Raw genomic sequence first — 25,782 nt, 5'->3', positions numbered from 1 at the left:
AGGCCAGATCATGGCTGTTTTCAACGACGGCATCGCCGCAACCGAGGTGCCCGAGGGGGACATCGTCGAGACCGATGTCCTGATCGTCGGTTCCGGACCCGGAGGCGCGTCGGCAGCGCTGTTCCTGTCGACGCTGGGCATCCCGAACATCGTGATCACCAAGTACCGCTGGACCGCGAACACGCCCCGAGCGCACATCACCAACCAACGCTCGATGGAGGTCTTCCGGGACATGGGCATCGAGGACCAGGTCCTCGCCGAGGCCACTCCCCACGAGTTGATCGGCGACACCGTCTTCTGCACGTCGATCGCAGGCGAGGAGATCGGACGGATCCGCACCTGGGGCACCCGCCCCGACCGCGAGGGCGACTACCGGCTCGCCTCGCCGTGCCTCACGGTGGACATCCCGCAGACCTACCTCGAGCCCATCCTGGTCCGCAACGCGACCGTCCGCGGAACGCAGACCCGCTTCTCCACCGAGTATCTCGGCCACTCGCAGGACGAGAACGGCGTCACCGTCGACGTGCGGGACCGTCTCACCGGCCAGGAGTACCGGATCCGCGCGAAGTACCTGATCGGGGCCGACGGCGCCCGCTCACGCGTGGCCGAGGACATCGGTCTGACGTTCGAAGGCGCGATGGACATCGCCGGATCGATGAACATCTCAAAGCCGACATCGCCTCCCTGGTTGACCATCGACCGAGTGTTCTCTACTGGGTGATCCAGCCCGGATCGAATGTCGGCGGCATCGGAACCGGACTGGTGCGCATGGTGCGCCCGTGGGACGAGTGGCTCATCGTATGGGGCTACGACATCAACCAGCCGCCGCCGGATCTGGACGACGAGATGGCCACCGGCATCATTCGCGACCTGCTGGGGGTGCCGGATCTCGAGCCGGAGATCACCGGCTACAGCCTGTGGGGCGTGAACGAGATGTACGCCACCGACCTGCAGAAGGGCCGGGTGTTCTGCGTCGGCGACGCCATTCATCGGCACCCGCCGTCGAACGGTCTGGGGTCCAACACCTCGGTGCAGGACTCGTACAATCTGGCCTGGAAGATCGCCGCGGTTCTGCGCGGGCAGGCGGCACCGTCGCTGCTCGATTCCTACACCGCCGAACGCGCCCCCGTCGCCGAACAGATCGTCACCCGGGCGAACAAGTCGGCGCGAGAGTTCTCCGACATGTTCACCGCACTCGGCGTCGTCGGTCTGGAGGGCGACGAGATGGCCGCCGCGATCGCCGAGCGGAAAGCCGACTCGCCGGCCGGTGAGGCGAAACGGGCTGCCCTCGTCAAAGCCATGAACACCAAGAACTACGAGTTCAACGCGCACGGGGTGGAACTCGGCCAGTTCTACCGTTCGGCTGCGATCGTCTCCGACGGCACCGAGCCGCAGCCGCCGGCCGGGCGTGAGGATCGCGATCTGTACTACGTCCCGTCCACGTCGCCGGGTGCACATCTGCCCCACGCCTGGGTCGGCGACAACGTCTCGCGCAAAGCGATGCTCGACCTGGCGCCGTACGATCGCTGGACCCTCGTCACCGGCGTCGCGGGCAGTCCGTGGACGCAGGCGGCCGACGCCGTCGCCCGCGAGCTCGGAGTACCTCTGGAAGCAGTCGTGATCGGTCCCGGCCGCGACGTGACCGATCTGTACTACGACTGGGCGAAGCTCCGCGAGGTCTCGGAGTCCGGGGCGCTCCTCGTGCGGCCCGACAAGCACATCGCCTGGCGCTCGAACCAGCTGCCCGACGACCCGACCCGCGAACTGTCGACGGCGATGCGAACGGTCTTGGGGCGCTGACGATGAGCTTCGACTTCATTCACGAGACGCTGCCGCAGCGCGTGGTGTTCGCGCGGGGCGACGCGCCGGGAGCCGTGGCCGCGGAGGTCGCGGCGGTCGGCGGCACTCGGGCCATGCTGATCCACTCCGGTCCGAGCGCCGAACAGGTGGAGGCCGTCGCCGCGCGGCTCCCGCTCGCGGTGCGGCACGACGACGTCGCCATGCACGTGCCGATCGAGGTCGCCGAGCGCGCCCGGGCCGCTGCCCGCACCGGTGACGTCGACGTCCTCGTCAGCGTGGGCGGCGGCTCGGCCACCGGCCTGGCCAAAGCCGTGGCCCTGCGCAGCGGTGTGCCGATCGTCGCCGTGCCGACGACCTACGCGGGCAGCGAAGCCACGAACGTCTGGGAGGATGACCGAGAACGGAGTCAAGACCACTGGAACCGACCGGCGCGTCCTGCCCACGTCGATCGTGTACGACGCGACCCTCCTGCAGTCCCTGCCCGCCGATCTCTCCGTCGCCAGCGGGCTCAACGCGCTCGCCCACTGCGTCGACTCGATGTGGGGCCCGCGCGCGGATCCGATCGAGCGAGCGCTGGCCGAGGAGGGGATCCGCGGACTGCGAGCCGGGATGATCGGGCTGGTCGACGGCGCCGGAGGCCTCGACGCCATCGAGCAGACGCTCTACGGTGCGTACCTCGCGGCGGTGTCGTTCGCCTCGGCGGGTTCGGGCATGCATCACAAGATCTGTCATGTCCTGGGCGGGATGTACGACCTGCCCCACGCGCAGACGCACGCGGTGGTCCTGCCTCACGTGCTGGCCTTCAACGCGCCCGGCGCACCGGAGGCCGCCGCACGCATCTCTCGCGCGTTCGGCAGCCAGACCGCGGTCGCCGGTCTGGCCGCCCTGCGCCGCGCCGTGTCGGCGCCCCGCGCGCTCAAGGACTACGGCATGCCCGAAGAAGGTATCGCCGCAGCGGTCCCGCCCATTCTGGCAGCCATCCCGACGAACAACCCGAAACCCGTCAGCACCGACGACCTCACCGCGTTGCTCCGCGCGGCGTGGGAAGGAGACGAACCCCGATGACCACCATCCCCGACCACTCGAACCACCCGATCTCCGAACGCCAACGGGCGGTCGAAGAGGACGTCGTACAGCGCGTCGTCCACTCCTTCGACGACTGCGCCGATCCGCGTCTGCGACGGGTGATGGTCTCGCTCGTCGAACATCTGCACGCCCTTCTCCGCGATGTGCGGCTGACCGAGGACGAGTGGCAGGTCGCCATCGACTTCCTCACCGACGCCGGTCACATCACCGATGACAAGCGACAGGAGTTCGTGCTGCTGTCGGACACGCTGGGCGCGTCGATGCAGACCATCGCCATCAACAACGAGGCCTACGGAGATGCGACCGAGGCGACCGTCTTCGGCCCGTTCTTCGTCGACGGAGCCCCCCGCATCGAACTCGGCGGCGACATGGCGTTCGGCGCTGCGGGACAGCCGTGCTGGGTGGAGGGCACCGTCCGCGACGTCGACGGCGATCCGGTCCGCAACGCCAGGATCGAGGTGTGGGAGGCCGACGATGAGGGTCTCTACGACGTTCAGCACGACGACGGGCGCGTCGCGGCGCGCGCCCACCTGTTCACCGACGACGACGGCGGGTACCGGTTCTGGGGGATCAAGCCGACGCCGTATCCGATCCCCTACGACGGCCCGGTAGGCAAGATGCTGCAGGCCGTGGGCCGATCGCCCTACCGCGCCTCGCACCTGCACTTCATGGTCACCGCGCCGGGCTGCCGGCGCCTGGTGACGCACATCTTCGTCCGCGGCGACGAGCTGCTGGACCGCGACAGCGTGTTCGGAGTCAAGGATTCGCTGGTCAAGGATTTCATCGAGCAGCCGGCGGGCACACCGACTCCGGACGGCCGAGTGATCGACGGACCGTGGTCACGAGTGCGGTTCGACGTGGTGCTGGCGCCCGGAGCCGCAACCGACGAATGACGGGCCGGCCGGCGGTACGCGGGCTCAGTCGGGCAACGCGCGCAGCGCTCCGATCCGCTCGAGGACGTCGACGAACTCGTCGGCGATGCCGCCGGCTGCGGCGACCGTCACGTGGCCGTCGCTCGATCGCGAGTCCGCGGGCGGCAGGAGGACCGTCGCCCCGGCCTCCGCTGCGATCAGTCCGCCCGCCGCCCAGTCCCACGGGCTCAGTCCGTGCTCGATGTGGGCATCGGCAGCACCCGATGCCACCATGCACAGGTCCAGCGCCGCGGCGCCGACTCGCCGGATGTCGCGCACTTCGGGCAGCAGTTGCGCGATCAGCGCGCCCTGGCGCACGCGACGCTCGCGCGAGTACCCGAATCCGGTGGCCACGAGAGCCAGCCCGACGTCGGTGATCGGGTTGCACGACAGTCGGATCGCTTCCGGCCCGAGTCCCGTCGCCCACGCTCCCCCGCCGGCGCTCGCCCAATACGTCACCCCGCGGGCGACGTCGACCACCGCGCCGGCCACCGAGCGTCCGTCGATCTGTGCCGCCACCGACACGGCGAACGCCGGTATCCCGTACAGGAAGTTCACCGTGCCGTCGATCGGGTCGACCACCCAGCGGACCCCGGTGGGGACATCGACAGACCCGCCGTCCTCTTCGCCGAGGACCTCGTCGTCGGGCCGCTCGGCGCGCAGCAGGTTCCGGATCAGTGCCTCGGACTCCCGGTCGGCGACCGTGACCGGATCCGTCGGGGTCGACTTCGACTCGACCGAGCCGTCGGCGACCCTCGTGCCCGTCGGCGCGAACAGTTCCACCCGCCGCGTCCGGACGTGCTCGGCGGCCCGTTCGGCCACCCGCCGGGCGATCTCGGCGAGTTCGGCAGGCGCGGCCGTGGGCGTATCGATGGGATCGGACGGGGTGGAGAAGCCGGGAGACGTCACACCTAGAGTCTAGAGTTGCGAGTCTAGAGTGTCCGACGGGAGCACGGCGCAGGCCGTCTCCCGCCGCCATCGTCCACCGATCGAGCCTCGACCTGCCAAGAAGGGCGGACCGTACCGATGACCGACGCGCGATTCACCGTGCTTGCCTCCGACCGTTCGCCGAGTCCGTCATCCGACCTCGGCTTCGGCATCGACATCGGCGGCTCGGGAGTCAAGGGGGCGATCGTCGACCTTCGAACCGGACAGTTCGTGGGAGAACGCCACCGCATCGCCACCCCGCAGCCCGCCACCCCGGCCGCGGTCGCCGACACGGTCGCCGAGATCGTCGAGCACTTCGGCTGGACCGGCCCGGTCGGGCTGACCGTCCCGGGCGTGGTCCGGCAGCAGATCATGCGCAGCGCCGCCAACATCGACGAGTCGTGGAAGGGCACCGACCTGTATGCCTTGTTCAGCGACCGGCTGGGCGGGCGCCGCGTCACGGTGCTCAATGACGCCGACGCCGCCGGAATCGCCGAGTACCGGTTCGGCAGCGGTGTCGGCGACGCCGAGGGCACGGTGATCCTCCTGACCTTCGGCACCGGCATCGGTTCGGCGCTCCTGTACAACGGAACGCTCGTACCGAACACCGAGCTCGGCCATCTTGAGATCGACGGCAAGGAGGCCGAGCACCGCGCGTCGGCGAAGGTGCGCGAGGACCACGGGTGGTCGCTGGAGAAGTGGAGCAAGAAGGTCTCCAAAGTGCTGCGGCACTACGAGGCGATCTTCTCCCCCACCCTGTTCATCGCGGGCGGCGGGATCAGCCGCAAAGCCGATCAGTGGATTCCGCTGCTGACCAACCAGACCCCCGTCGTCGCTGCTGAGCTGCGCAACACCGCGGGAATCGTCGGCGCTGCGATCGCCGTCGACGAGGGTCTTTCGTTCTGATCGTCGGCCGCTCGTCGGGGGCGTGAGACCGGCATGCGCATGTGCTCGTCACGGCGATGTCGTTACAATGGAACACGTCGGTCTCGCACCGAGCCCTCAAGCCCCTTCGCCCACGGCGTCACGTCCTGTTCGGGACGCGCGCAGCCGTGCCGCCCGTGAGTTATGTCGAAAGGTTGTACGTGGCAACCACCAAGTCCACCGACGCAGCAGCCGAAGCCACCGGAGCAGAAGACGCCCCGGTAGCCAAGAAGGCGCCCGCCAAGAAGGCACCGGCCAAGAAGGCCGCCGCGAAGAAGGCGCCCGCCAAGAAGGCCGCCGCGAAGAAGACTGCAGCCAAGAAGACTGCGAAGAAGACCGCCGCCAAGAAGACGACGAAGAAGACCGCGGGCAGCAAGGCCGCCGATCCCACCGTCGAGGTGGACGAGACCGAACTCGACGGCGGCGAGGGCCTCGACGACGTCGACGACTCGCAGATCGATCTCGCCGACGCCGAACTGATCGTCGACGATGACGACGAGGCCGACGACGCGAAGCCGGCCAAGGCCGCGAAGGGCCGCGGCCGCGCGAAGAAGGACGACGAGCCCAAGCCGGACTTCGTCTGGGACGAGGACGAGTCCGAGGCGCTGCGGCAGGCTCGCAAGGACGCCGAACTCACCGCCTCGGCCGACTCGGTTCGCGCCTACCTCAAGCAGATCGGCAAAGTCGCCCTGCTGAACGCGGAGGAAGAGGTCGAGCTCGCCAAGCGCATCGAGGCGGGACTGTTCGCCACCGAGCGGCTGCGCCGGGTGATGGAGTCGGGCGAGAAGCTGTCGGTGGCGCAGCGGCGCGACCTGTCGTGGATCTCGCGTGACGGAAACCGTGCCAAGAACCACCTCCTCGAGGCCAACCTGCGGCTCGTGGTCTCCCTCGCCAAGCGGTACACCGGTCGCGGGATGGCCTTCCTCGATCTGATCCAGGAGGGCAACCTCGGCCTGATCCGCGCCGTCGAGAAGTTCGACTACACCAAGGGCTACAAGTTCTCCACGTACGCCACCTGGTGGATCCGGCAGGCCATCACCCGCGCCATGGCCGACCAGGCCCGCACCATCCGCATCCCGGTGCACATGGTCGAGGTCATCAACAAGCTGGGCCGCATCCAGCGCGAACTCCTTCAGGATCTCGGCCGTGAGCCGACGCCGGAGGAACTCGCCAAGGAAATGGACATCACGCCGGAGAAGGTGCTGGAGATCCAGCAGTACGCGCGTGAACCGATCTCGCTGGACCAGACCATCGGCGACGAGGGCGACAGCCAACTCGGTGACTTCATCGAGGACTCCGAAGCGGTGGTCGCGGTCGACGCGGTCAGCTTCACCCTTCTGCAGGACCAGTTGCAGGACGTGCTCGACACCTTGTCCGAGCGTGAAGCGGGCGTCGTCCGGCTGCGCTTCGGTCTCACCGACGGTCAGCCCCGCACCCTCGACGAGATCGGCCAGGTGTACGGAGTCACCCGCGAGCGCATCCGCCAGATCGAGTCGAAGACGATGAGCAAGCTCCGGCATCCGAGCCGCTCCCAGGTGCTCCGCGACTACCTGGACTGAGCAGCAGGCCCCGCCCGGCAGATCGACGAACGCCGGCGAGTCGACCCCCACCCGTCCCGGGCGGCGTCGACTCGCCGGCGTTCTGCGTCGGGCTCCCCTACAGCGTGCGGATCCACGATCTGGTGTCGGCCGGGTCGATCACGTCGTCGAGTTCGAAGGTCGCCGCCGCGCTCAGGGCGCGTCCGCGCGCGTACATCGTCGCGACCAGTCGGTCGTACAGTTCGGTCCGCGCCCCGTCGTCCGGGGCCGCGGCGAGTTCCTTCGAGAAGCCGAGCCGCACGGCGCCCTCCAGACCCATGCCGCCGATCTCACCGGTCGGCCAGGCCACTGTGAACTGCGGCGCCCGGAAGCTCCCGCCCACCATCGCCATCGCGCCGAGTCCGTAGCCCTTGCGCAGGATCACCGCACCGAACGGCACGGTCAGTCGGGCGCCGACCGAGAAGAGGCGGGAGAAGCGGCGCACGGTGGCCTGCTCCTCCGATTCCGGCCCGACCATGAAACCCGGGGTGTCGCAGAACGAGACCACGGGGAGTCCGCGCAGCTGACACAGTTCCAGGAACTCGGCGAGTTTGTCGGCTCCGGCGGCGTCGATCGCGCCGCCGAGATGAAGGCTGCTGTTGGCGACGAATCCGAACGGCCGGCCCTCCACGCGCAGGAAACCGGTGACGATTCCGGGTGCGTGATCCGGGCGCAGTTCCAGAACCGAATCGACGTCCGCGACCGCCCTCACCGCGGCGTGCACGTCGTATGCCCGCAGCCGGTTCTCCGGTACCGCGTGGCGCGCCTGACGCCCGTCGGGGGCGGTCCACTCGTCCACCGCGCCCCGGAAGTAGCCCAGCACCTGCCGAGCGAGCCGGACGGCGTGCGCCTCGTCGTCGGCGACGAGGTCGACCACGCCGTTGCGGCGCTGCACGTCGATCGGGCCGATCGCCTCGGGCGGGTACTCGCCGAGCCCGCCGCCGGAGATCATCGCCGGACCGCCCATGCCGATGTTCGCGTCGCGGGTGGCGATGAGGATGTCGCAGGCGCCCGCCAGAGCCGCGTTGCCCGCGAAACACCGGCCGGACACCACGGCGATCGACGGTGCGCGATCGCGCACGCGGGCCATCGATCGGAAGGTCGACACATCCAGGCCCGCGACGATGTCGAGGTCGGTGTCGCCCGGACGGCCGCCGCCGCCCTCGGTGAAGAAGACGACGGGGATCTCCCGCTTGAGCGCGATGTCGAGCATGCGATCGGTCTTGGCGTGGTTGCGCCAACCCTGGGTGCCCGCGAGGACGGTGTAGTCGTAGGACATGACCACCGCGGCGGCACGGTCGGCACCGAAGGCGTCGGCGGCGATGGTCGCGATTCCGCCCACCAACCCGTCGGCCGGGGTGTTGGCGATCAGATCGTCCTCCGACCGCCGCGCCTTCTGCGCGGCGATGACGAGCCCGCCGTACTCGACGAAGCTGCCGGGATCGACCAGGTCGGCGATGTTCTCCCGTGCGGAGCGCCTGCCGATCCGATGGCGACGGGCGATCGCATCGGGGCGGGCCTCGTCCCGGGTGAGACGATGCCGTGCGTTCACCTCGTCGAGGTCGGCGCGGTTCCGGTCGAGGTCGTCGGCCGCGGTGTCGGCTGCGACGCTCGCCGCAGCGTCCGGGCGGTAGACCACCAGAGGGGTGCCCGCGAGCACCGTCGCGCCTTCGGCCGCGAGCACCCGCATCACCCGCACCGAGGTCTCGGCGATCACCTCGTGCTGCATCTTCATCGCTTCGAGTACCGCGAGGGGCTCGCCGGCGGCGACCACGCGGCCCGGTTCCGCGACGTGGATGACGGTGGCGGTCAGCGGCGCGGCCACCGCCTGTTCGTCCTCGTCGAGGTCGGCGTCGACGGTCTGCCGCGCGCCGTCGTCGTCGCACGCGGGCAGCAGGTCGGCGAGCCTGCGGTCGAGGAAGCCGGTGTCGACCGGCCCCTGAGCGAACTCGGCGTCCGCGAGGATCGCCCGCAGCAGCCCGATGTTGGTCTGCGGCCCGTCGATGACGAACTCCGACAGCGCGCGGTCGGCTTTCGCGTAGGCCGACGAGAGAGTCGGCGCGCGGACGACGACCTTGGCGAGCAGGGAGTCGTACCGCAATGAGGTCTCCAGTCCGGGCGCGCCGAAGGTGTCGACGCGGACGCCGGGTCCGGTCGGCGGCGTGAAGGCGTCGAGCCTGCCCGCTGTCGGCATCGCCGAACCGTCGGCGCTCATCGTCTCGAGGTTGACGCGCGTCTGCACCGCGCAGGCAGTCGTGGGCGGGATCGTGGCCAGACCGCAATCGGCGAGCCGGCCCCCGCCGGCCAGGGTCAGTCCGATCGCCACCAGATCCAGACCGGTGACCTCCTCGGTGACCGTGTGTTCCACCTGGATGCGGGGATTCACTTCGAGGAACACCGCGCGCGACCCCTGCACCAGGAACTCGACCGTCGCGAGCCCGCGGTACCCGGCCGCCGCGACCAGTCGCGCGGCGTCGTCGTGCAACCGAGTGCGCAAGCCGTCGCCCAGTCCCGGTGCGGGCGCCACCTCGATGAGTTTCTGTCGACGGCGCTGGACGCTGCAGTCGCGGTCGCCGACCGCCACCGCCTCCGCGCCGTCGCCGACCACCTGCACCTCGATGTGCCGACCGCCGGTGAGGAGTTCCTCGGCGAACACCCGCCCGTCGCCGAATCCGAGTTCGGCCTCGGCGACCGCGGACCGGAACGCGGCGTCCAGATCTGCGTCGCCGGTAACGGGACGCATCCCGCGCCCTCCGCCGCCGGCGAGCGCCTTGAGCATCACACCGCCGGGGCATCGTCCCGCGAACTCCCTGATCCGCGCGAGATCGGCGGCGCCGTCGGTCGCGGCGAGCACATCGAGCCCGCATTCGACGGCGGCCGCGCGCGCGGCTTGCTTGTCGCCGAAACGCCGCAGTACCTCGGGTGCCGGGCCCGCGAACGTGATGCCCGCGTCCGCGCACGCCTGCGCGAAGTCGGCGTTCTCCGACAGGAAGCCGTAACCCGGATGCACGGTGTCGGCACCCGTCCGGATCGCGGCGCTGCACACCGCGTCGATGTCGAGATACGCGGCCGCGCCCTCACCGGGCAGTCCGACGGCCTCGTCGGCGGCGGCGACGTGCGGTGTGGCGGCGTCGTCCGGTGCGTACACCGCGACGGTGTACACGCCCATCTCGCGGGCGGTGCGGATGATGCGCAGGGCGATCTCGCCCCGATTGGCGATCAGCAGCTTCATGCCGCGCCCCCGGTCGTCGCCGCGGCGCGCTCGAGGAGTTCGCCCTTGCGGACCTTGCCGGTGGCCGTCATCGGCAGCGCGTCGACGACGATCACCTCCGGCACCTTGTAGGTCGCGAGGTTCTCCCTCGCCCAGGCCACCAGCGACCGCTCGTCCGGGCCGTTCTCGGTGACCACGACGAAGGCGACCGGGACCTGCCCCCTGTCGGGGTCCGGCCGAGGAACCACCGAGATCGCCTCGATCCCCTCGTGGCGGCGCATCAGTGCCTCGACCTCCGACGGGAACACACTCATGCCGTTGATCTTGATCATCTCCTTGGTCCGCGCCAGGTAGTGCAGCGCACCCCACTCGTCGAAGCGGCCGAGGTCGCCCGTGTACAGCCACCCGTCGCGGAGCGCGTCGGCGGTGGCCCGGGGATTGTCGAGGTAACCGCTCAGGATCGACGGACTCCGGACGATGATCTGGCCGACCTCGCCGACCGGCAGCGGACGGTCGTCGTCGTCGACGACCAGGATGTCGGTTCCGGGAACCGGCAGACCGCAGAACACCGGATCGGCGAGCAGATCGCGGTCGCCGTCCTGGAAGCCGAGGGTGAACGTGTCGGCGGTGTGCGTCTCGGTCATGCCGTACGAGGCCTCGCGCAGGACCGATCCGACCGCGGCCCGCCATCGGGCCCGGATCGGCGGATCGAGCCGGGTCACGAACGACACGGCGAGAGTGGACCTCAATGAGCGCAGCGCAGCCGGGTCCAGGCCGGGCAGGTCGAGGATCTCCAGGTAACTGTCGACGGTGGCCACGAGGTCGGTGACACCGTAGGCGGCCACCTGGTCGACGACCGTTGCGGCGTCCCACCGGGTCAGCAGCACCACCCGCTGGCCGTTGATCAGCGGCTTGATGATGCCGAAGTCCTCGCCGGCGATCCAGAAGACGGGCAGGAAGTTCATCGAGACCGCGTCCGCATCGCCCAGGCCGGTTCCGCCGGCGAGGGTGGCCGTGGCGGCCGTGTACGCCATGTGCCGCTGCGTGTGTTCGCACCCCTTCGGCATACCGGTGGTGCCGCCCGTGTAGTTCAACGCCGCGAGCACGTCCGGATCGGCCGGGCGCGCCTGCGCGCGCGGGGAGCGCATGATCTCGGCCCAGTCCGACGCGGTCGACGACGGATGTGCGCGCATGTCGTCCAGTGCCGTCGTCGCGACCAGTCGCACCGGGGTGCGGGCACGCACCGACTCGACGAGGTCACGCTGCTCGGGTGAGGTGAGCAGCACCGTCACGTTCGCATCCGTGAGCTCGTGCTCGAGCTCGAAGCCTTTGAACAGCGGGTTCACCGGAACATGGACAGCGCCGAGCTTGAGCACGCCGAGCATCGCGATGGGGAACTGCGGGCAGTTGGCGAGGTGGATTCCGACCCGGTCCCCCGCCCGAACGCCCACCGACTCGAGCCAACCCGCGAACCGGTCCGAGAACTCGTCGTACTCCGCATAGGAGACGTCGCGGTCGTAGAAGGTGATCGCCGGCGCGTCGGGACGGAGTGCGGCCCAATGCCGCAGGTGGTCGACCATCGTCGGACGTCCGGCCGGGTACTCGAATTCTCGGGGCACGGCGGCAGGCCAATTCGCCAGCTGCCGGGCCGCGAGCTCCGCGGCCGCCGCCTCGAGAACCGCTGCCGGTGGCGTCTGTGTGCTGTCGGTGGCCCGGACGTCAGCCGGCGTGCTCTGTGGGGACATGGGTGGAACTGCTCCTGTTCGGGGTGGCCCGCTACGGGGCCGGGTGGTCGTCGGTCAGTCCGAGCAGACGCTCGGTGACCGCGATGATGTCGAGGACGAACCGCTCCTTGGCCTCCTCATCCGCCCCGGCGAGCCGCTTGGCGCCGTGGTGGATGGCGTCGCCGATGATCTGCACCAGTCGTTCCGGCTCGATCGCCGGATCGAGGGTTCCGCCGGGAAGGTTCCGGAGGAATCGCGCGTAGCCGCGGATCCGGCGGTCGGCTCCCGAGGTCCAGATCTCGGCGACCTCCGGCCGCACCGACGCGGTGACGTCGATCAGCCCGACGATGCCGCCCATCGAGAAGATGGCGTCCAGGTACGCGCGAGTGGTCGCGGCGAGGATCTCGCGTGCACCGGCGTCCTCCAGCCCGGTGAGGCTCTGCGTCACGTTCAGCTCGTCTGCCAGCTTCTCCACCAGGGCCAGGAAGACCTCGTCCTTCGATCGGAAGTAGGCGTAGAACGTGGGGCGCGAGGTGTGCGCGCGGTTCGCGATCATCTCGACGGTGACCGCGGAGTAGCCGAACTCGTCGAAGCACTCGGCGGCGGCGGCGAGGAGTTGGTTGCGGCGGGCTGCTCCGGCGTCCTTGCGGCTGGCACGGGCACGCTCTTGAGTGGTGCTCACTGTGACAGTCTGCTGTGACACGGTCGGCCTTTCAAGGACGCCGGAACGCCGTCAAGCGGCGGCCGGCACGCCCGGCACCGCCTCCGGATCGGTGCGGACGGCCGCACCGTTGGTCTCCGGCAGCCGCCAGGCGCAGACCACGGTGACCAGTGCCATCGCCGCCAGATAGATCGACACTCCGGTGGTCGACGCCGTCTCGGCGATGATCCAGGTCATGACGAGCGGGGCGACGCCGGAGACGGCGACGGCGGCGATCTGGTAGCCGAGTGAGGCGCCGGAGTAGCGCAGCCGGGGCTCGAACAGTTCGGCCATGAAGGCGGCGAGCGGTCCGTACGTCAACGCCTGCCCGATGCTGCTGATCATCATCGCGAAGAAGAGGAGAACGCCCGATGCGGAGTTCGCGAGCCAGAAGAACGGGAACGCCCACAGGAGCAGCACGCCGCCGCCGAGCAGGATCAACGGTCGGCGGCCGATCGAATCGGACGCCTTACCCGCCCACGCGATCACCACGGGCATCAGGACGGAGACCACCATGATGGCGGCGAGGACGGTGGTCCGGTCCATGCCGAGGCCGTTGTCCGCCGCGGACTTGGTGCCGTAGGCCAGGAATCCGGCGATCGCCACATAGAAGGCCGAGTTGGTCGCTGCCAGCAGCCCCGCGCCGAGCAGGATCTTGCGCCAGTGGAAGCGGATGGCCTCCGACAGCGGTGCCTGGGCGATCTGTTCGGTATCGCGCCTGGCCGCGGCGGTCTCCTGCAGTCGACGGAACTCCGGTGAGTCCTCGACCTTGAAGTGGATGTACAGCACCAGCGGGATGAGGGCGGCACTGGCCCAGAACGGGATCCGCCAGCCCCAGCTCAGGAAGGCCGCATCCGACGTCGAGGCGTTGACGATGATCATCGCCAGGTTGCCCATCACCAGACCCAGCGGCACTCCCATCTGACCGAACGTCCCGGCGAATCCGCGGCGCTTGGGGCCTGCCGATTCGGTGAGCAGCAGGATGATGCCGCCCCACTGGCCGCCGCACGCGAGCCCCTGGATGAATCGCAGGGTCACGAGGAGGATCGGCGCGGCCGAGCCGATCGCGGCCGCCGACGGCAGGCATCCGATCAGGAAGGTCGCCAGTCCCATCGAGATCAGGCAGGCCAGGACCATCGGCTTGCGGCCGATCCTGTCGCCGAAGTGGCCGGCGAGGATGCCGCCCAGCGGGCGGGCGATGAATCCGACCGCGAAGGTGCTGAACGCGAGCAGGGTGCCGACCAGCGCCGAGGCGTCCGGGAAGAAGATCTTCGGAAAGACGAGCGCCGCTGCGGTGCCGTAGACGAAGAAGTCGTACCACTCGATGGAGCTTCCGAACAGACCGGCGGCCAGCAGTTTGCGGTGCGCGGACAGTTCCTCGGTCCCCTGCGCTGCCACCGCACCAGTTGGATTTCTCATGACCCTCCTCGGTCTCGAAGTGTGATGCGTGACACTCATCATGCTTTACATTGACGTCAACGTCAATGCCTGAACGCCCAGCGCGAGCGTCCGAGGAGACGACCGTCGTGCACAGCTAAAACGCGCCGTCGGCGGACGTGGTCACGTCCGCCGACGGCGCGTCTCGTCGCCTCCGGTTCGCCGAGGTCAGGCGGGCAGATCGGCGAGGATCGTCAGCGCCGCCCGATGCCGTCCGGGAGTACCGAGAGCGATCTGATCGGCCTTCGCCCGCTTGAGGTAGAGGTGCGCGGGATGCTCCCAGGTCATTCCGATGCCGCCGTGCAACTGGACGGCTTCCTCGGCGGCCCGGACGGCGTGGTCGCCGCAGTAGGCCGCCGCGACCGCCGTCGTCAGCGCCGACTCGTCAGAGTCCACTCCGAGATCGGTCGAGACGACCGCAGCTGCGCGCGCCGCCGCCGAGGCCTGTTCGGTGTCCGCGTACAGGTCCGCCAGCCGGTGCTTGATCGCCTGGAAGCCACCGACGACGCGCCCGAACTGGCGTCGCTGCCGCAGGTAAGCCACGGTTTCGGTGACACACCACCGCGCGATGCCCGCTTGTTCGGACGCCAGCAGGGCCGCGCCCATCGCGAGACCGGAGCGGATCGCCGCCGCGCCGTCGTCCGACACACGCCTCCCCTCGGCCCCGTCGAACTCGAGGTCGCTGACCGGTCGGGTCATGTCGAGCGACGTGACCGGCGTGACCACGACCGACTCCGACGGCACCGCGTACAGGGCGCCGTCCGAACCGGGAACCAGGAAGACATGGGCGTCCTCGGCGCCGGCCACGCTCTGCACCCGCCCGGACAGGCGCGCGTCGGCCGCCGCCACCGTCGCGATGACCGAATACGGATCGGCGGAGAACGGGACGGCGAGCGCGGCGACGACGGATCCGTCGGCCAGTCCCGGGAGCAGTTCGGTGTCGCCCGCCTCCTCGAGCACGGTGGTCGCGATCACGGCGCTGGTGAGCATCGGGGTGTGCGCCGGTATCGCACCGAGTTCCTCGAAGACCACCGCCGTCACCGCCGGGGTGGCTCCGGCACCGCCGTGCTGCTCACCGATCAACACGCCCGCGAGCCCCAGTCCGGCCATCTCCCGCCAGAGGTCGGGCGGCGCGGCGCCGTCGTAGGCGGCGATGAGGGCGTCCGTGCTGACTCGCCGGGACAGCAGATCGCGCACGGCGGCCCGCAGATCCTCCTCCGCCTCGTCGGTCACCAGGTGCGGCACGTAGTCCGCCGCGACGCTCATCTCGGCACGTCCTTCCATGGAATGTCCTTGTCGACTCGGTGTTCGGGCGGCAGTCCGAGGATGCGTTCGGCCACGATGTTGCGCAGGATCTCCGATGTCCCGCCCTCGATCGAGTTGCCCTTGGCTCGCAGATACCGGTAGCCCGCGTCGCGGCCGAAGAAGTCGACGCGCTGCGGCCGGACCATCGTCCAATCCGAGTAGCGCAGTCCCTCGGCGCCGAGGATCTCCAGCTCCAGCCCGGACAGTTCCTGGTTGATGCGTGCGAACGAGAGTTTCATCGCCGCTCCCTCCGGACCGGGCTGCCCGGAGGCGAGCTTCTGGCCGAGCCGGACGCCGGTGAGACGAGCCACCTCGGAATCGACCCAGAGCTTCAGCAGTTCGCCGTGCAGTTCCGGGGTACGCAGGTCGGGGCGGTCGCGCCAGGTCCGCGCGACCACGCCGATCATCCCGTCCTCACGCCGGGCGGCCCGGCCCCCGATCGCCACCCGTTCGTTGTTCAGGGTCGCATTGGCGACTTCCCAGCCCTGACCGATGTCCCCCAGCCGCTGGCTGTCCGGGATGCGCACGTCGGTGAGGAAGACCTCGTTGAACTCCGCCTCGCCGGTGATCTGGCGCAGCGGCCGGACGTCGACGCCGGGGTCGGTCATATCGCACAGGAAGTACGTCAGTCCGCGGTGCTTGGGCACATCGCCGTCGGTGCGGGCGACGAGGATCGCCATTCGGGCGTTGTGCGCGCCCGAGGTCCACACCTTCTGCCCGTTCACCACCCACTCGTCGCCGTCGCGGACGGCTCGGGTGGCCACGGCCGCCAGGTCGGAGCCGGCCCCGGGTTCGCTGAACAGCTGGCACCACACCTCCTCGCCGGTCCAGAGCGGGCGCAGGTAGCGGTCGAGCTGCTCGGGCGTGCCGTAGCGCAGGATCGTCGGCGCGGCCATGCCCAGGCCGATGCCGTTGACCTCGCTCCGGTTTCCGGGTGCGCCGGCCTCCGCGAAGAGTCGGTCCACCTCGGGCTGAAGCGACCGCGACAGCCCCAGTCCGCCGCGGCCCACCGGGTACGCCACCCAGGCCAGACCCGCGTCGTACCGGGCTCGGAGGAACTCCAGCGGATCGGTGGTCGCGGGATCGTGCGCGGCCAGGAAGTCCGCCACCGTCCGCGCGAGATCGGCCGCGGTCGCCTCCGTCATCAGCGAGTCCCTTGCCTGCGGAGTTCGGCGCGCGCGAGGGAATTCTTGTGCACCTCGTCCGGACCGTCGGCGAACCGCAGCGTCCGGATGCCCGCGATGTAGTTGGCGAGCGGGAAGTCCTGGGAGAGTCCGCCGGCGCCGTGCGTCTGAATCGCCTTGTCCAGGATCCACTCGACCGTCGACGGGGTGGCGATCTTGATGGCCTGGATCTCGGTGTGGGCGCCGCGGTTGCCGACGGTGTCCATCAGCCACGCGGTCTTCAGGACCAACAGCCGCAACTGCTCGATCTTGACCCGCGATTCGGCGATCCAGTTGCGGATCACACCTTGTTCGGCGAGCGGTTTGCCGAAGGCGACGCGGCTCGCGGCTCGCCGGCACATCATCTCCAGCGCACGCTCGGCCATGCCGATCGACCGCATGCAGTGGTGGATGCGGCCCGGTCCGAGCCGGCCCTGAGCGATGGCGAATCCGTCGCCCTCCGCCCCGATCAGGTTCGCCGCCGGGACGCGCACGTCGGTGAACCGCAGTTCGGCGTGGCCGCCGTGATCGTGGTCGTCGTAGCCGAGCACGTGCATCCCGCGCACCACCTCGAAGCCCGGGGTGTCGCGCTCGACGAGGATCATCGACTGCTGCGCGTGCCGCTCCGCGGACGGATCGGTCTTCCCCATCACGATGAAGATCTTCGCGTTGGGGCTCATGGCACCGGTGATCCACCATTTGCGCCCGTTGATGACGTACTCGTCACCGTCGCGGACGATCGACAGTTCGATGTTGGTCGCGTCCGAGCTGGCGACATCCGGCTCGGTCATCGCGAACGCCGAGCGGATCTCGCCGTTGAGCAGCGGGGTCAGCCATTTGCGCTGCTGCTCGGCGTTCGCGTACTGGGCCAGGACCTCCATGTTGCCGGTGTCGGGCGCGGCACAGTTGAGTGCGGCGGGGGCCAGCCCGGGGCTGCGGCCGGTGATCTCCGCCAGCGGCGCGTACTGCAGATTGGTCAGTCCCGCCCCGTGTTCGCCCGGCAGGAACAGATTCCACAGTCCGCGCCTGCGGGCCTCGGCCCGCAGTTCGGCGAGGACCGGCACGCTGTCCCAATCCCACGGGTCCTCGAGCGCGGCCAGCTGCTCGGCGAACACCGACTCGGCCGGGTACACGAACTGATCCATGAACTCCAGGAGGTTCTCCCGCAGTTCCTCGGTCTTCGCGTCGAACTCGAAATCCATCTCAGCTCTCCTTCAGAGCGTCCAGGCCCGCGTTCAGCAGCGGACCCACGGCCTGTCCGGCGTCGGCGAATCCTTCGCCGACCGTCTGACCGTTGACGTAGCGGTAGTGAATGCCCTCGACGATCCCGGCCAGCTTGAAGCAGCCGAACGCGAGGTAGAACCCGAAGTCCGAGAGGTCACGGCCGGACTCGGCGGAATAGCGCGCGAGGACCTCGTCCTCGGTGAGGAAGCCGGGCGCCAGCGAGACGTCGGTGACGCCGCCGCCCGCAGCACCGAGACGGTGGTAGACGCACATCAGCGCCAGATCGGTGAGCGAGTCCCCGATCGTCGACAGTTCCCAGTCGAGCACCGCCCGGGCCTGATCGGCGTCGTCGACGAGCACGTTGTCGAGGCGGTAGTCGCCGTGGACGATGCCCGGGGCGGCGTCGGCGGGTACCCGCTCGGCCAGCAGCCCGTGCAGTCGCTGCATGTCCGGGAGGTCGCGGGTGTGCGCGGCGTCGAACTGTTTGCGCCACCGCGCGACCTGCCGGGCCAGAAATCCTTCGGGACGGCCGAAGTCGCCCAGTCCCACCTCGGCCGGATCCACGCGGTGCAGCGCGGCCAGCGTGTCGACGAGCCGCTCGGAGATCGCACGGGTGCGGCTGCTGCCCAGCTCGGCCAGTTCGGCGGCCTTACGGTAAGGAGTCCCGTCGACGGCCTCCATGACATAGAACCGCGCGCCGAGCAGGTCGGTGTCGTCGCAGATCGCGTACATCCGCGGCACGGGCACCTCCGTCGGCGCCAGCGCCGACATCATCGTGTACTCGCGTCCCATGTCGTGCGCCGTCGCCAGCAGCTTGCCGACGGGCGGGCGGCGCAGTATCCAGCGGTTGTCTCCGTCCGTGAGGCGGTAGGTGAGGTTCGACTTGCCGCCGGCGATCAGCTCCGCGTCGAGCGCGCCCTCGATCGGGCCGACGTTCTCGATGAACCACGGAGTCAGCCGGGCCAGATCGAGACCGGGCAATTCGCGTGAACCGGTGGCCGCCATCAGAACACCAGCACCGAGACGGTCTCGGCGATGCACACCGGCTTCTCGCCGCCGTCGATCTCGATGGTGACCTTCTCGACCACCTGCTGACCGGCCGAACTCGCCTTCACCTCGACGAGTTCGAAGCCGGCCCGTACCTTCGATCCGACCGGGACGGGCGCGGGGAACCGCACCTTGTCGGTGCCGTAGTTGACGCCCATCGTGGTTCCGACCGCACGCCAGGCGCTCTGGCGCAGCACCGGAATCAACGACAGGGTCAGATAGCCGTGTGCGATGGTGGTGCCGAAGGGTCCCTTCGCGGCCCTCTCCGGGTCGACGTGGATCCACTGGTGGTCACCGGTGGCGTCGGCGAACAGGTTCACCTTCTCCTGAGTCACCTCGTACCAGTCGGAGTAGCCCAGATGCGTTCCGACGGCGGCGACGAGGTCTTCGGCACTGTTGATCTCGATCATCGTCAGGCCTTCGGTCCGCCGGCGACGTAGATGACCTGACCGGAGACGAAGCCGGCGCCTTCGCTCGCGAAGAAGCTCACGGTGTGCGCGATGTCGGCGGGCTCGCCCACGCGCTGGACCGGGATCTCCTTGGCCGCGGCGGTCTTGAAGTCGTCGAAGGAGACGCCGATGCGCTCGGCGGTCGCTGCGGTCATATCGGTCGCGATGAATCCCGGAGCGATCGCGTTGGCGGTGACGCCGAAGCGGCCCAGCTCCAGCGCCAGGGTCTTGGTGAAGCCCTGCATCCCCGCCTTGGCCGCCGAGTAGTTGGCCTGGCCGCGGTTGCCGAGCGCCGAGGTGCTCGACAGGTTCACGATGCGCCCCCAGCCCTCCTTGGTCTGGTACTGCTGCACCTCGCGCGACATCAGGAAGGCACCGCGCAGGTGCACCGCCATCACCGAGTCCCAGTCGGAGACGCTCATCTTGAACAGCAGGTTGTCGCGGATGATGCCCGCATTGTTGACCAGGATCGTCGGCGGCCCGAGTTCGGCCGCGACCCGGCTGACGCCGGCCTCCACCTTGACTTCGTCCGAGACGTCGACGCCCACACCGATCGCTCTGCCGCCGGCGGCGGTGATCTCGTCGGCGACGCTCTGGCAGGCCGCTTCGTCGAGATCGAAAACGGCCACGGCGTGACCGTCGTCGGCCAGACGGCGCGCCACCTGGGCACCGATGCCTCGAGCGGCGCCGGTCACGATCGCAATGCGCTGGGTGGTCATAGTGTTCTCTCCTTCGAGGACGTACTTGATTCGGATGTGCGGGATTCGGGTGTGCGGGATCGGGCGGAGCGGCCGGTGAGTCCGCTCGGCGTGGCCTGATACGCCACGCGTCCGACGGTATTGCCGTCGGCGAGCCGTTGCAGGCCGTCGGGGATTTCCTCCAGTGGCAGCCGCTCACTGACGAGGGGCGCGATGGCTCCGGAGTCGGCGAGCGCGGTGAGCTCGGCGTGGCATTCGCGGACGAGGTCGGGCGCGTACCTGTTGTACAGACCCCAGTGCAGACCGACCACCGAGTAGTTCTTGATGAGCGCGTGGTTCAGCGCCGTCTCGGTGATGGTGCCGCCGGCGAAGCCGATCACCAGGATCCGCCCCTCGAATGCGATGCACTTGGTGGACCGCAGGTAGGTGTCGCCGCCGACGGGATCGTAGATCACGTCGGCGCCGCGACCGCCGGTTTCGGACTTGACGACCTCGACGAAGTCTTCCGTGTGCCGGTCCACCACGACATCGGCGCCGAGCTCGCGAGCGACCCCGGCCTTGGCCGATCCGCCGACCACGCCGATCACCTTCGCGCCGGCGGCCTTGCCCAGTTGAATCGCGGCACTGCCGACCCCGCCGGCCGCGGCGTGCACCAGCAGGGTCTCCCCCGGTTGGAGCCGGGCTCGACGGTGCAGTCCGAACCAGCCGGTCTGGTACCCGATGAACAGCGACGAGGCCTGCGCATCGTCCAGGGACTCCGGCGCCGGGAAGGTCTCGGCGGCGGCCATCACCGCGTACTCGCCGAAACCGCCGTACGGCAGCACCGCGCCGCCGAGCACCCGGTCGCCGACCGACAGCCCGGCGACGCCCTCACCGAGCGCGGTCACCTCGCCGCACAGTTCCACTCCCGGGGTGAACGGCAGTTCCGGCCGCACCTGATAGAGCCCGCGGCACATGAGGACGTCCGGGAAGTTCGCCGCGGAGGCGAGCACCCGCACCACCAGCTGCCCAGGTCCCGGCTCCGGGAGGTCGACGTCGGCGAGGTGCAGCACCTCAGAGGGCTCGCCGAGCCGTTGCACCCGCCACGCCTTCATCGCGGCTCTCCCTCGGACCGGGCCGAGTCGAGCCTGCGCTGCAGTTTGTTCATGCCCGCGAGCCAGCGGTCGGTGTCGCCGGCCCTCGCCCGGTAGTAGCCGGACACCTCGGGGTGCGGCAGGATCAGGAAGTCGTCGCCGTCGAGGGCCGCCTCGACCGCCGCCGCCACGTCGTCTACGGAGAGTGCGACGTCATGGCTGAGCAGTTCTTCGAGGGGCCCGGACTGATCGAGCATCCGGGTGCGCACGCCCTGCGGACAGATCGCCTGCACCACTACGCCTCGATGCCGATAGGTCGCCGACAGCCATTCGGCGAAGGCGACGGCGCCGTGTTTGGTCACCGAATACGCGGGAGCGCCGAGCATGGTCAGCAGCCCGGCCGCCGAAGCGGTGACGACGAACCGTCCGCCGCCGCGCTCGATCCACTCCGGGACGAGCCGGCGCGCCGCGTGCACGTGCGCGAGCACGTTGACATTCCACGAGAGCTCCCAGTCGGCGTCGTCGGCCTCGAGCCCGCGCCCTCGGTCGACTCCCGCGTTGGCGAACCACGCGTCGATCGGACCGTAGGCTTCGCGGGCCGTCGCGATCAGGGCGTCCACACCGTCCTGCGACGCGGCGTCGCCCGGTGCGGCCACCGCGGTTCCGCCCGCGCCCGCGATCGACGCCACCGTGCGTTCGGCGCCCTGCGCATCGAGATCGGCCACCACCACCCGAGCGCCCCGCGCACCCATCGCGACGGCGAGCCCGGCGCCGATGCCGTTGCCCGCTCCGGTGACGACGACCGTCTTACCGGCCGGATCGAAGGCCGCCGGGTCCGCGCCGCTCATCAGGCGCCGCCGCCGAGGAGCACGCCGCCGTCCACGACGAGCGTCTGTCCGGTCATCCAGCCCGCGTCGGCCGACAGCAGGAAGGCCACCACCGAACCGATGTCGTCCGGCTCCCCCAATCGCTTGAGCGGGTACGCCGAGGCGACCTGCTCCTCGCGACCCTCGTAGAGGGCGGTGGCGAACCGCGTCTTCACCACCGCCGGAGCCACCGCGTTGACCCTGATGTTCGGTCCGAGCTCCCACGCGAGCTCTTCGGTGAGATGGATGACCGCGGCCTTCGACACCCCGTAGAAGGCGATGCCCGGTGCGGGGCGCAGACCCGCGATGGAGGCGACGTTGACGATCGCACCGCCGTGCTCACCCTGCCAGGCCCGGTTGACCGCCTGCGCCCAGCGCAGCGCCGAGATGACGTTGACGTCCATGATCTTGCGTGCGGCCTCGGGATCGATGTCCATCAGCGGTCCGTAGACCGGGTTGATACCGGTGTTGTTGACGAGCAGATCCGCACTGCCGAAGCGCTCGACGGTCTTCGCCACCGCATCGGCCTGATGGTCGGGGTCGTCGCCGCGACCGGGTACCGCGAGCGCCACGTCCGCACCGCCGAGCCGTTCGACGGCGTCGTCGAGGGCCTCCTTCTTGCGAGCGGTGATCGTGACCTTGGCGCCTTCGGCGATCAGCCGCTCGGCGATCGCGAACCCGATGCCGCGGCTGGCGCCCGTCACGATGGCCGTCTGGCCCTTGAAGCGCTGAGGATCGATCTGTGCCACGGAGTCTCCTTGTCATGAACTGCGGTGAACTCTGACTAAGCGCTTGCTTAGCTGTTACGATCCACCTTGCACCACGGTGAGACATCCGTCAACCGGTCTCGCCGGATGCGGCCCGGCTCATATCCGAGACCGTGCGGCACCGACCCGGCACACAGGAGGCGAGCGTGAACGACGAGAGCATTCCGTCCCGATCCGAGCTCACCCGGCGGCGTCTGCTCGACGCCGCATTGGAGGCCTTCGCCGAACGCGGCTTCCACGGCACCACGACGCGCGACATCGCGTCGGCCGCCGGCATGAGTCCGGCGGCGGTGTACGTCCACTACCGCAGCAAGGAAGACTTGCTCTTCGAGCTCTCGCACACCGGCCACCAGGCCACCCTCGCGACCGTCGAGCAGGCCGACGACCCCGGTGCGGACCCGGCAGAGCGGCTCGCCTCGGTGATACGCGCATTCGCCGAGTGGCACGCGAGGGGACACACCAGCGCACGGATAGTGAACTACGAACTCACGAGTCTGACTCCCGAACACCGCCGCGAGATCGTCGAACTCCGCCGCGACATCACTCGGCGCGTGCGGGCGATCGTCGACGCCGGGATCGCCTCGGGCGCGTTCGACGTCGACGATCCCCACACGACCACGAACTCGCTCCTGTCGATGGGGATCGACATCGCTCGCTGGTACTCCGAGTCCGGCCCGCTCGACCCGAGCCGGCTCGGCGACTTCTACGCGGGCATCGCCCTCCGCGTGGTCGGCGCCGCTCCGGTGCGCGCCGATCGGCCCGATCCGTAGTCCGAATGAATTGATTTGCGACACACCGAGGCCAACCGGGAACATTCAGGGGCCGGTATTCGTCTGACAGAGTGAAGGACGACGAACCGATTCGCGGTTCGCCGGCTATGGGACGGAGGACGACATGAGCGACATCGCCACGACCGCACCCGCGAGGACGCCGCTGACTGCCGCAGACCGCTGCGATCGCTGCAGCGCCGCTGCCAAGGTGCGCGCCACCCTGCCGACCGGTGGAGAGCTGCTCTTCTGCCTCCACCACTACAACGATCACGAGGCCCGCCTCGTCGAGATCGGGGCGGTGGTCGACTGACCGCCGCGCCGGTCACGGCCGGCTGACTCCAGGCTCGAAGCCCTGCGAACCTACCAGGTTCGCAGGGCTTTGATCCTTTCGCGCAACTGTTCGGCGGTCGCCATCGCCGTCGGCGGACCGCCCAGGCGAGTGCGCAGCTCGTTGTGGACCTGGCCGTGCGGCTTGCCCGTCCGGTGGTGATGGAGCGCGACGAGGGTGTTCAACTCCTTGCGCAGGGCGTGCAGGTTCTCCCCCGTCTGCCGTTCAGCGGCGTTCGGAGCGGCCTGCGCCTGAGCGTCGTCGGCGGGACGCGCCTTGGCCGCGGCCGACCGTCGTGTCACCTGGTCGGCCTGCCGCTGCTGCAGCAGCGTTCGCACCTGGTCGGCGTCCAGCAGTCCGGGAAGTCCCAGATAGTCCGACTCCTCGTCGGAACCGACGAGTGTCGTGGTGCCGAACGAGGAACCGTCGTAGATCACCTGATCCAGTTCGGCGTCGGCGTGCAGCGATTCGAAGGTCTTCTCGTCCTCGCCCGGCTCGTCCTCGCGCTTGTTGGCCTGAGCCAGGAGCCCGTCCTCGAGTCCGTCCGACTCACGATGCGGCTTGCCCAGCACGTGATCGCGCTGCGCCTCGAGCTTGCTCGCCAGGTCGAGCAGCACCGGCACGGAGGGCAGGAAGACGCTCGCCGTCTCCCCCGGGCGCCGCGACCGCACGAATCGGCCGATCGCCTGCGCGAAGTACAGCGGAGTCGACGCATTGGTCGCGTACACCCCGACCGCCAGCCGCGGCACGTCGACGCCTTCGGACACCATGCGCACCGCGACCATCCACTCGTCCTGACTCGCCGAGAACTCGGCGATCCGGGAGGACGACTTCGGATCGTCGGACAGGATCAGCGCGGGCTTCTTGCCGGTCATCGACAGCAGGAGCTCGGCGTAGTCGCGCGCGGTCTGCTGGTCGGTCGCGATCACCAGTCCGCCCGCGTCCGGCACACCCGAGTCCCGCAGCTTCATCAGCCGACGGTGGGCTGCCGAGAGGACCGCGGGGATCCAGTCGCCGTGGGGGTCGAGCGCGGTGCGCCAGGCGCGCGAGGTCTGCTCGGCCGAGAGCGGCTCACCGAGCCGGGCGGTGAACTCCTCACCCGCGCTGGTCCGCCAGCTCGCCTGACCGGAGTATGCGAGGAAGACCACTGGCCGGACCACGCCGTCGCGCAGGGCGTCGGCGTAGCCGTAGGAGTGATCGGCCTTCGAGCGCTGCCCACCGCCCGGCTCCGGTTCGTAGGTCACGAACGGGATCGGGGAATCGTCCGAGCGGAAGGGTGTTCCGGTCAGCGACAGCCGCCGTTCCGCATCGCTGAACGCCTCCCGGATCCCGTCGCCCCACGATTTCGCGTCGCCGCCGTGGTGGATCTCGTCGAGAATCACCAGCGTCCGGTACTGCTCGGTGCGGACGCGGTGGCGGGACGGGTGCGCCGCCACCTGTGCGTACGTCAGGACCACACCGTCGAAGTCCGAGCTGGTCGACCCCGTCGAGTTGGAGAAGTTCGAGTCCAGCGCGATGCCGACGCGCGCGGCCGACTGTGCCCACTGGTGCTTGAGATGCTCGGTCGGCGCCACGACGGTGATCCGTTCCACGGTCCGGTCGGCCAGCAGTTCCGAGGCCACGCGCAGCCCGAAGGTCGTCTTTCCGGCACCCGGCGTCGCGACGGCGAGGAAGTCCTTCGGCCGTCTGGTCAGGTATTTCGTCAGCGCCCGCCGCTGCCAGGCGCGCAGCGGCGCGCCCGATCCCACGCGCCGAGCAGTCTCACCGTCGACCTCGTCCACCCCGTCACCGATTG

Annotated in this window: 21 protein-coding genes and 2 pseudogenes; 8 read left to right on the top strand and 15 right to left on the bottom strand. The window is 69.5% G+C overall.

Annotation, left to right across the window (positions count from 1 at the left end; all coding sequences use genetic code 11):
* Positions 1–10: 10 nt before the first annotated feature.
* The 4 genes and pseudogenes from ABFX36_RS19040 to ABFX36_RS06030 form a co-directional block, all read left to right on the top strand.
* Positions 11–1,095: pseudogene (locus ABFX36_RS19040) on the top strand (FAD-dependent oxidoreductase); the annotation flags it as partial.
* Between the two features lie 87 nt (positions 1,096–1,182).
* Positions 1,183–1,800, top strand: a complete 618-nt coding sequence (locus ABFX36_RS19035) for an aromatic-ring hydroxylase C-terminal domain-containing protein (protein ID WP_428832044.1) — start codon at positions 1,183–1,185, stop codon at positions 1,798–1,800.
* A 2-nt stretch (positions 1,801–1,802) separates the two neighbouring features.
* Positions 1,803–2,865, top strand: a pseudogene (locus tag ABFX36_RS06035) (maleylacetate reductase).
* Entirely contained in the window at positions 2,862–3,779 is a 918-nt protein-coding gene (locus ABFX36_RS06030) for a dioxygenase family protein (protein ID WP_045538170.1), read from the top strand. The pseudogene ABFX36_RS06035 and the gene ABFX36_RS06030 overlap by 4 nt, the downstream one beginning before the upstream one ends.
* A 24-nt stretch (positions 3,780–3,803) precedes the next feature.
* Here ABFX36_RS06030 and ABFX36_RS06025 read toward each other — a convergent pair whose 3' ends face one another.
* Complete coding sequence (locus ABFX36_RS06025; RefSeq protein WP_045538171.1) at positions 3,804–4,706, bottom strand: inositol monophosphatase family protein; 903 nt, start codon at positions 4,704–4,706, stop codon at positions 3,804–3,806.
* 117 nt (positions 4,707–4,823) lie between these two features.
* On the opposite strand from ABFX36_RS06025, the gene ppgK reads away from it, so the two are divergent.
* Entirely contained in the window at positions 4,824–5,630 is an 807-nt protein-coding gene (gene ppgK / locus ABFX36_RS06020; RefSeq protein WP_006896324.1) for a polyphosphate--glucose phosphotransferase, read from the top strand.
* 179 nt (positions 5,631–5,809) lie between these two features.
* On the top strand, positions 5,810–7,207 hold the full coding sequence (locus ABFX36_RS06015; RefSeq protein ID WP_062366856.1) for an RNA polymerase sigma factor: 1,398 nt from the start codon (positions 5,810–5,812) through the stop codon (positions 7,205–7,207).
* 97 nt (positions 7,208–7,304) lie between these two features.
* Here the strand turns inward: ABFX36_RS06015 and ABFX36_RS06010 are convergent, their stop codons facing one another.
* The 13 genes from ABFX36_RS06010 to ABFX36_RS05950 form a co-directional block, all read right to left on the bottom strand.
* Positions 7,305–10,457 carry a carboxyl transferase domain-containing protein gene (locus ABFX36_RS06010; RefSeq protein WP_045538173.1) on the bottom strand — a complete coding sequence of 1,051 codons (3,153 nt, stop codon included), beginning with the start codon at positions 10,455–10,457 and terminating at the stop codon, positions 7,305–7,307.
* A complete protein-coding gene (locus ABFX36_RS06005; RefSeq protein ID WP_197078064.1) occupies positions 10,454–12,181 on the bottom strand; it encodes an AMP-binding protein in 1,728 nt (575 codons plus the stop codon). The genes ABFX36_RS06010 and ABFX36_RS06005 overlap by 4 nt, the downstream gene beginning before the upstream one ends.
* A gap of 31 nt (positions 12,182–12,212) precedes the next feature.
* On the bottom strand, positions 12,213–12,842 hold the full coding sequence (locus ABFX36_RS06000; RefSeq protein WP_101841579.1) for a TetR/AcrR family transcriptional regulator: 630 nt from the start codon (positions 12,840–12,842) through the stop codon (positions 12,213–12,215).
* A gap of 51 nt (positions 12,843–12,893) precedes the next feature.
* Positions 12,894–14,279, bottom strand: a complete 1,386-nt coding sequence (locus ABFX36_RS05995; protein ID WP_045538174.1) for an MFS transporter — start codon at positions 14,277–14,279, stop codon at positions 12,894–12,896.
* Positions 14,280–14,465: 186 nt separating this feature from the next.
* Entirely contained in the window at positions 14,466–15,581 is a 1,116-nt protein-coding gene (locus ABFX36_RS05990; RefSeq protein ID WP_346075391.1) for an acyl-CoA dehydrogenase family protein, read from the bottom strand.
* Positions 15,560–16,747 carry an acyl-CoA dehydrogenase family protein gene (locus ABFX36_RS05985; RefSeq protein WP_278127234.1) on the bottom strand — a complete coding sequence of 396 codons (1,188 nt, stop codon included), beginning with the start codon at positions 16,745–16,747 and terminating at the stop codon, positions 15,560–15,562. The genes ABFX36_RS05990 and ABFX36_RS05985 overlap by 22 nt, the downstream gene beginning before the upstream one ends.
* On the bottom strand, positions 16,747–17,967 hold the full coding sequence (locus ABFX36_RS05980; protein ID WP_346075388.1) for an acyl-CoA dehydrogenase family protein: 1,221 nt from the start codon (positions 17,965–17,967) through the stop codon (positions 16,747–16,749). Before ABFX36_RS05980 ends, ABFX36_RS05985 begins: the two co-directional genes overlap by 1 nt.
* A gap of 1 nt (position 17,968) precedes the next feature.
* Positions 17,969–18,994: a phosphotransferase family protein gene (locus ABFX36_RS05975; RefSeq protein ID WP_346075386.1), complete on the bottom strand. Its 1,026-nt coding sequence runs from the start codon at positions 18,992–18,994 to the stop codon at positions 17,969–17,971.
* Positions 18,994–19,446 (bottom strand): MaoC family dehydratase, encoded by a 453-nt coding sequence (locus ABFX36_RS05970; protein ID WP_045538178.1) that lies wholly within the window; start codon positions 19,444–19,446, stop codon positions 18,994–18,996. The genes ABFX36_RS05975 and ABFX36_RS05970 overlap by 1 nt, the downstream gene beginning before the upstream one ends.
* 2 nt (positions 19,447–19,448) lie before the next feature.
* Positions 19,449–20,204 (bottom strand): 3-oxoacyl-ACP reductase FabG, encoded by a 756-nt coding sequence (fabG, locus tag ABFX36_RS05965; protein WP_006896312.1) that lies wholly within the window; start codon positions 20,202–20,204, stop codon positions 19,449–19,451.
* Positions 20,201–21,277, bottom strand: a complete 1,077-nt coding sequence (locus ABFX36_RS05960; protein WP_346075383.1) for an NADPH:quinone oxidoreductase family protein — start codon at positions 21,275–21,277, stop codon at positions 20,201–20,203. Before ABFX36_RS05960 ends, fabG begins: the two co-directional genes overlap by 4 nt.
* Complete coding sequence (locus ABFX36_RS05955; RefSeq protein WP_045538180.1) at positions 21,274–22,104, bottom strand: SDR family NAD(P)-dependent oxidoreductase; 831 nt, start codon at positions 22,102–22,104, stop codon at positions 21,274–21,276. Before ABFX36_RS05955 ends, ABFX36_RS05960 begins: the two co-directional genes overlap by 4 nt.
* A complete protein-coding gene (locus tag ABFX36_RS05950; RefSeq protein WP_006896309.1) occupies positions 22,104–22,871 on the bottom strand; it encodes an SDR family oxidoreductase in 768 nt (255 codons plus the stop codon). Before ABFX36_RS05950 ends, ABFX36_RS05955 begins: the two co-directional genes overlap by 1 nt.
* Positions 22,872–23,035: 164 nt before the next feature.
* Here ABFX36_RS05950 and ABFX36_RS05945 point away from each other — a divergent pair, with 164 nt between their 5' ends.
* Together ABFX36_RS05945 and ABFX36_RS05940 are read left to right on the top strand one after the other, a co-directional pair.
* The gene (locus ABFX36_RS05945; RefSeq protein ID WP_045538181.1) at positions 23,036–23,659 is read left to right on the top strand and encodes a TetR/AcrR family transcriptional regulator; all 624 of its coding nucleotides are present in this window, start codon (positions 23,036–23,038) and stop codon (positions 23,657–23,659) included.
* A 124-nt stretch (positions 23,660–23,783) separates the two neighbouring features.
* Positions 23,784–23,969, top strand: coding sequence for a DUF7455 domain-containing protein (locus ABFX36_RS05940; protein WP_045538182.1), 186 nt, complete (start codon positions 23,784–23,786; stop codon positions 23,967–23,969).
* Between the two features lie 50 nt (positions 23,970–24,019).
* On the opposite strand, the gene ABFX36_RS05935 is transcribed toward ABFX36_RS05940, so the two are convergent.
* Complete coding sequence (locus ABFX36_RS05935) at positions 24,020–25,768, bottom strand: DEAD/DEAH box helicase (protein WP_006896305.1); 1,749 nt, start codon at positions 25,766–25,768, stop codon at positions 24,020–24,022.
* Positions 25,769–25,782: the final 14 nt, after the last annotated feature.

Source organism: Gordonia cholesterolivorans (assembly GCF_039531975.1).
GTDB classification, from domain to species: domain Bacteria; phylum Actinomycetota; class Actinomycetes; order Mycobacteriales; family Mycobacteriaceae; genus Gordonia; species Gordonia sihwensis.
This window is presented reverse-complemented; position numbering and strand designations above follow the sequence as displayed.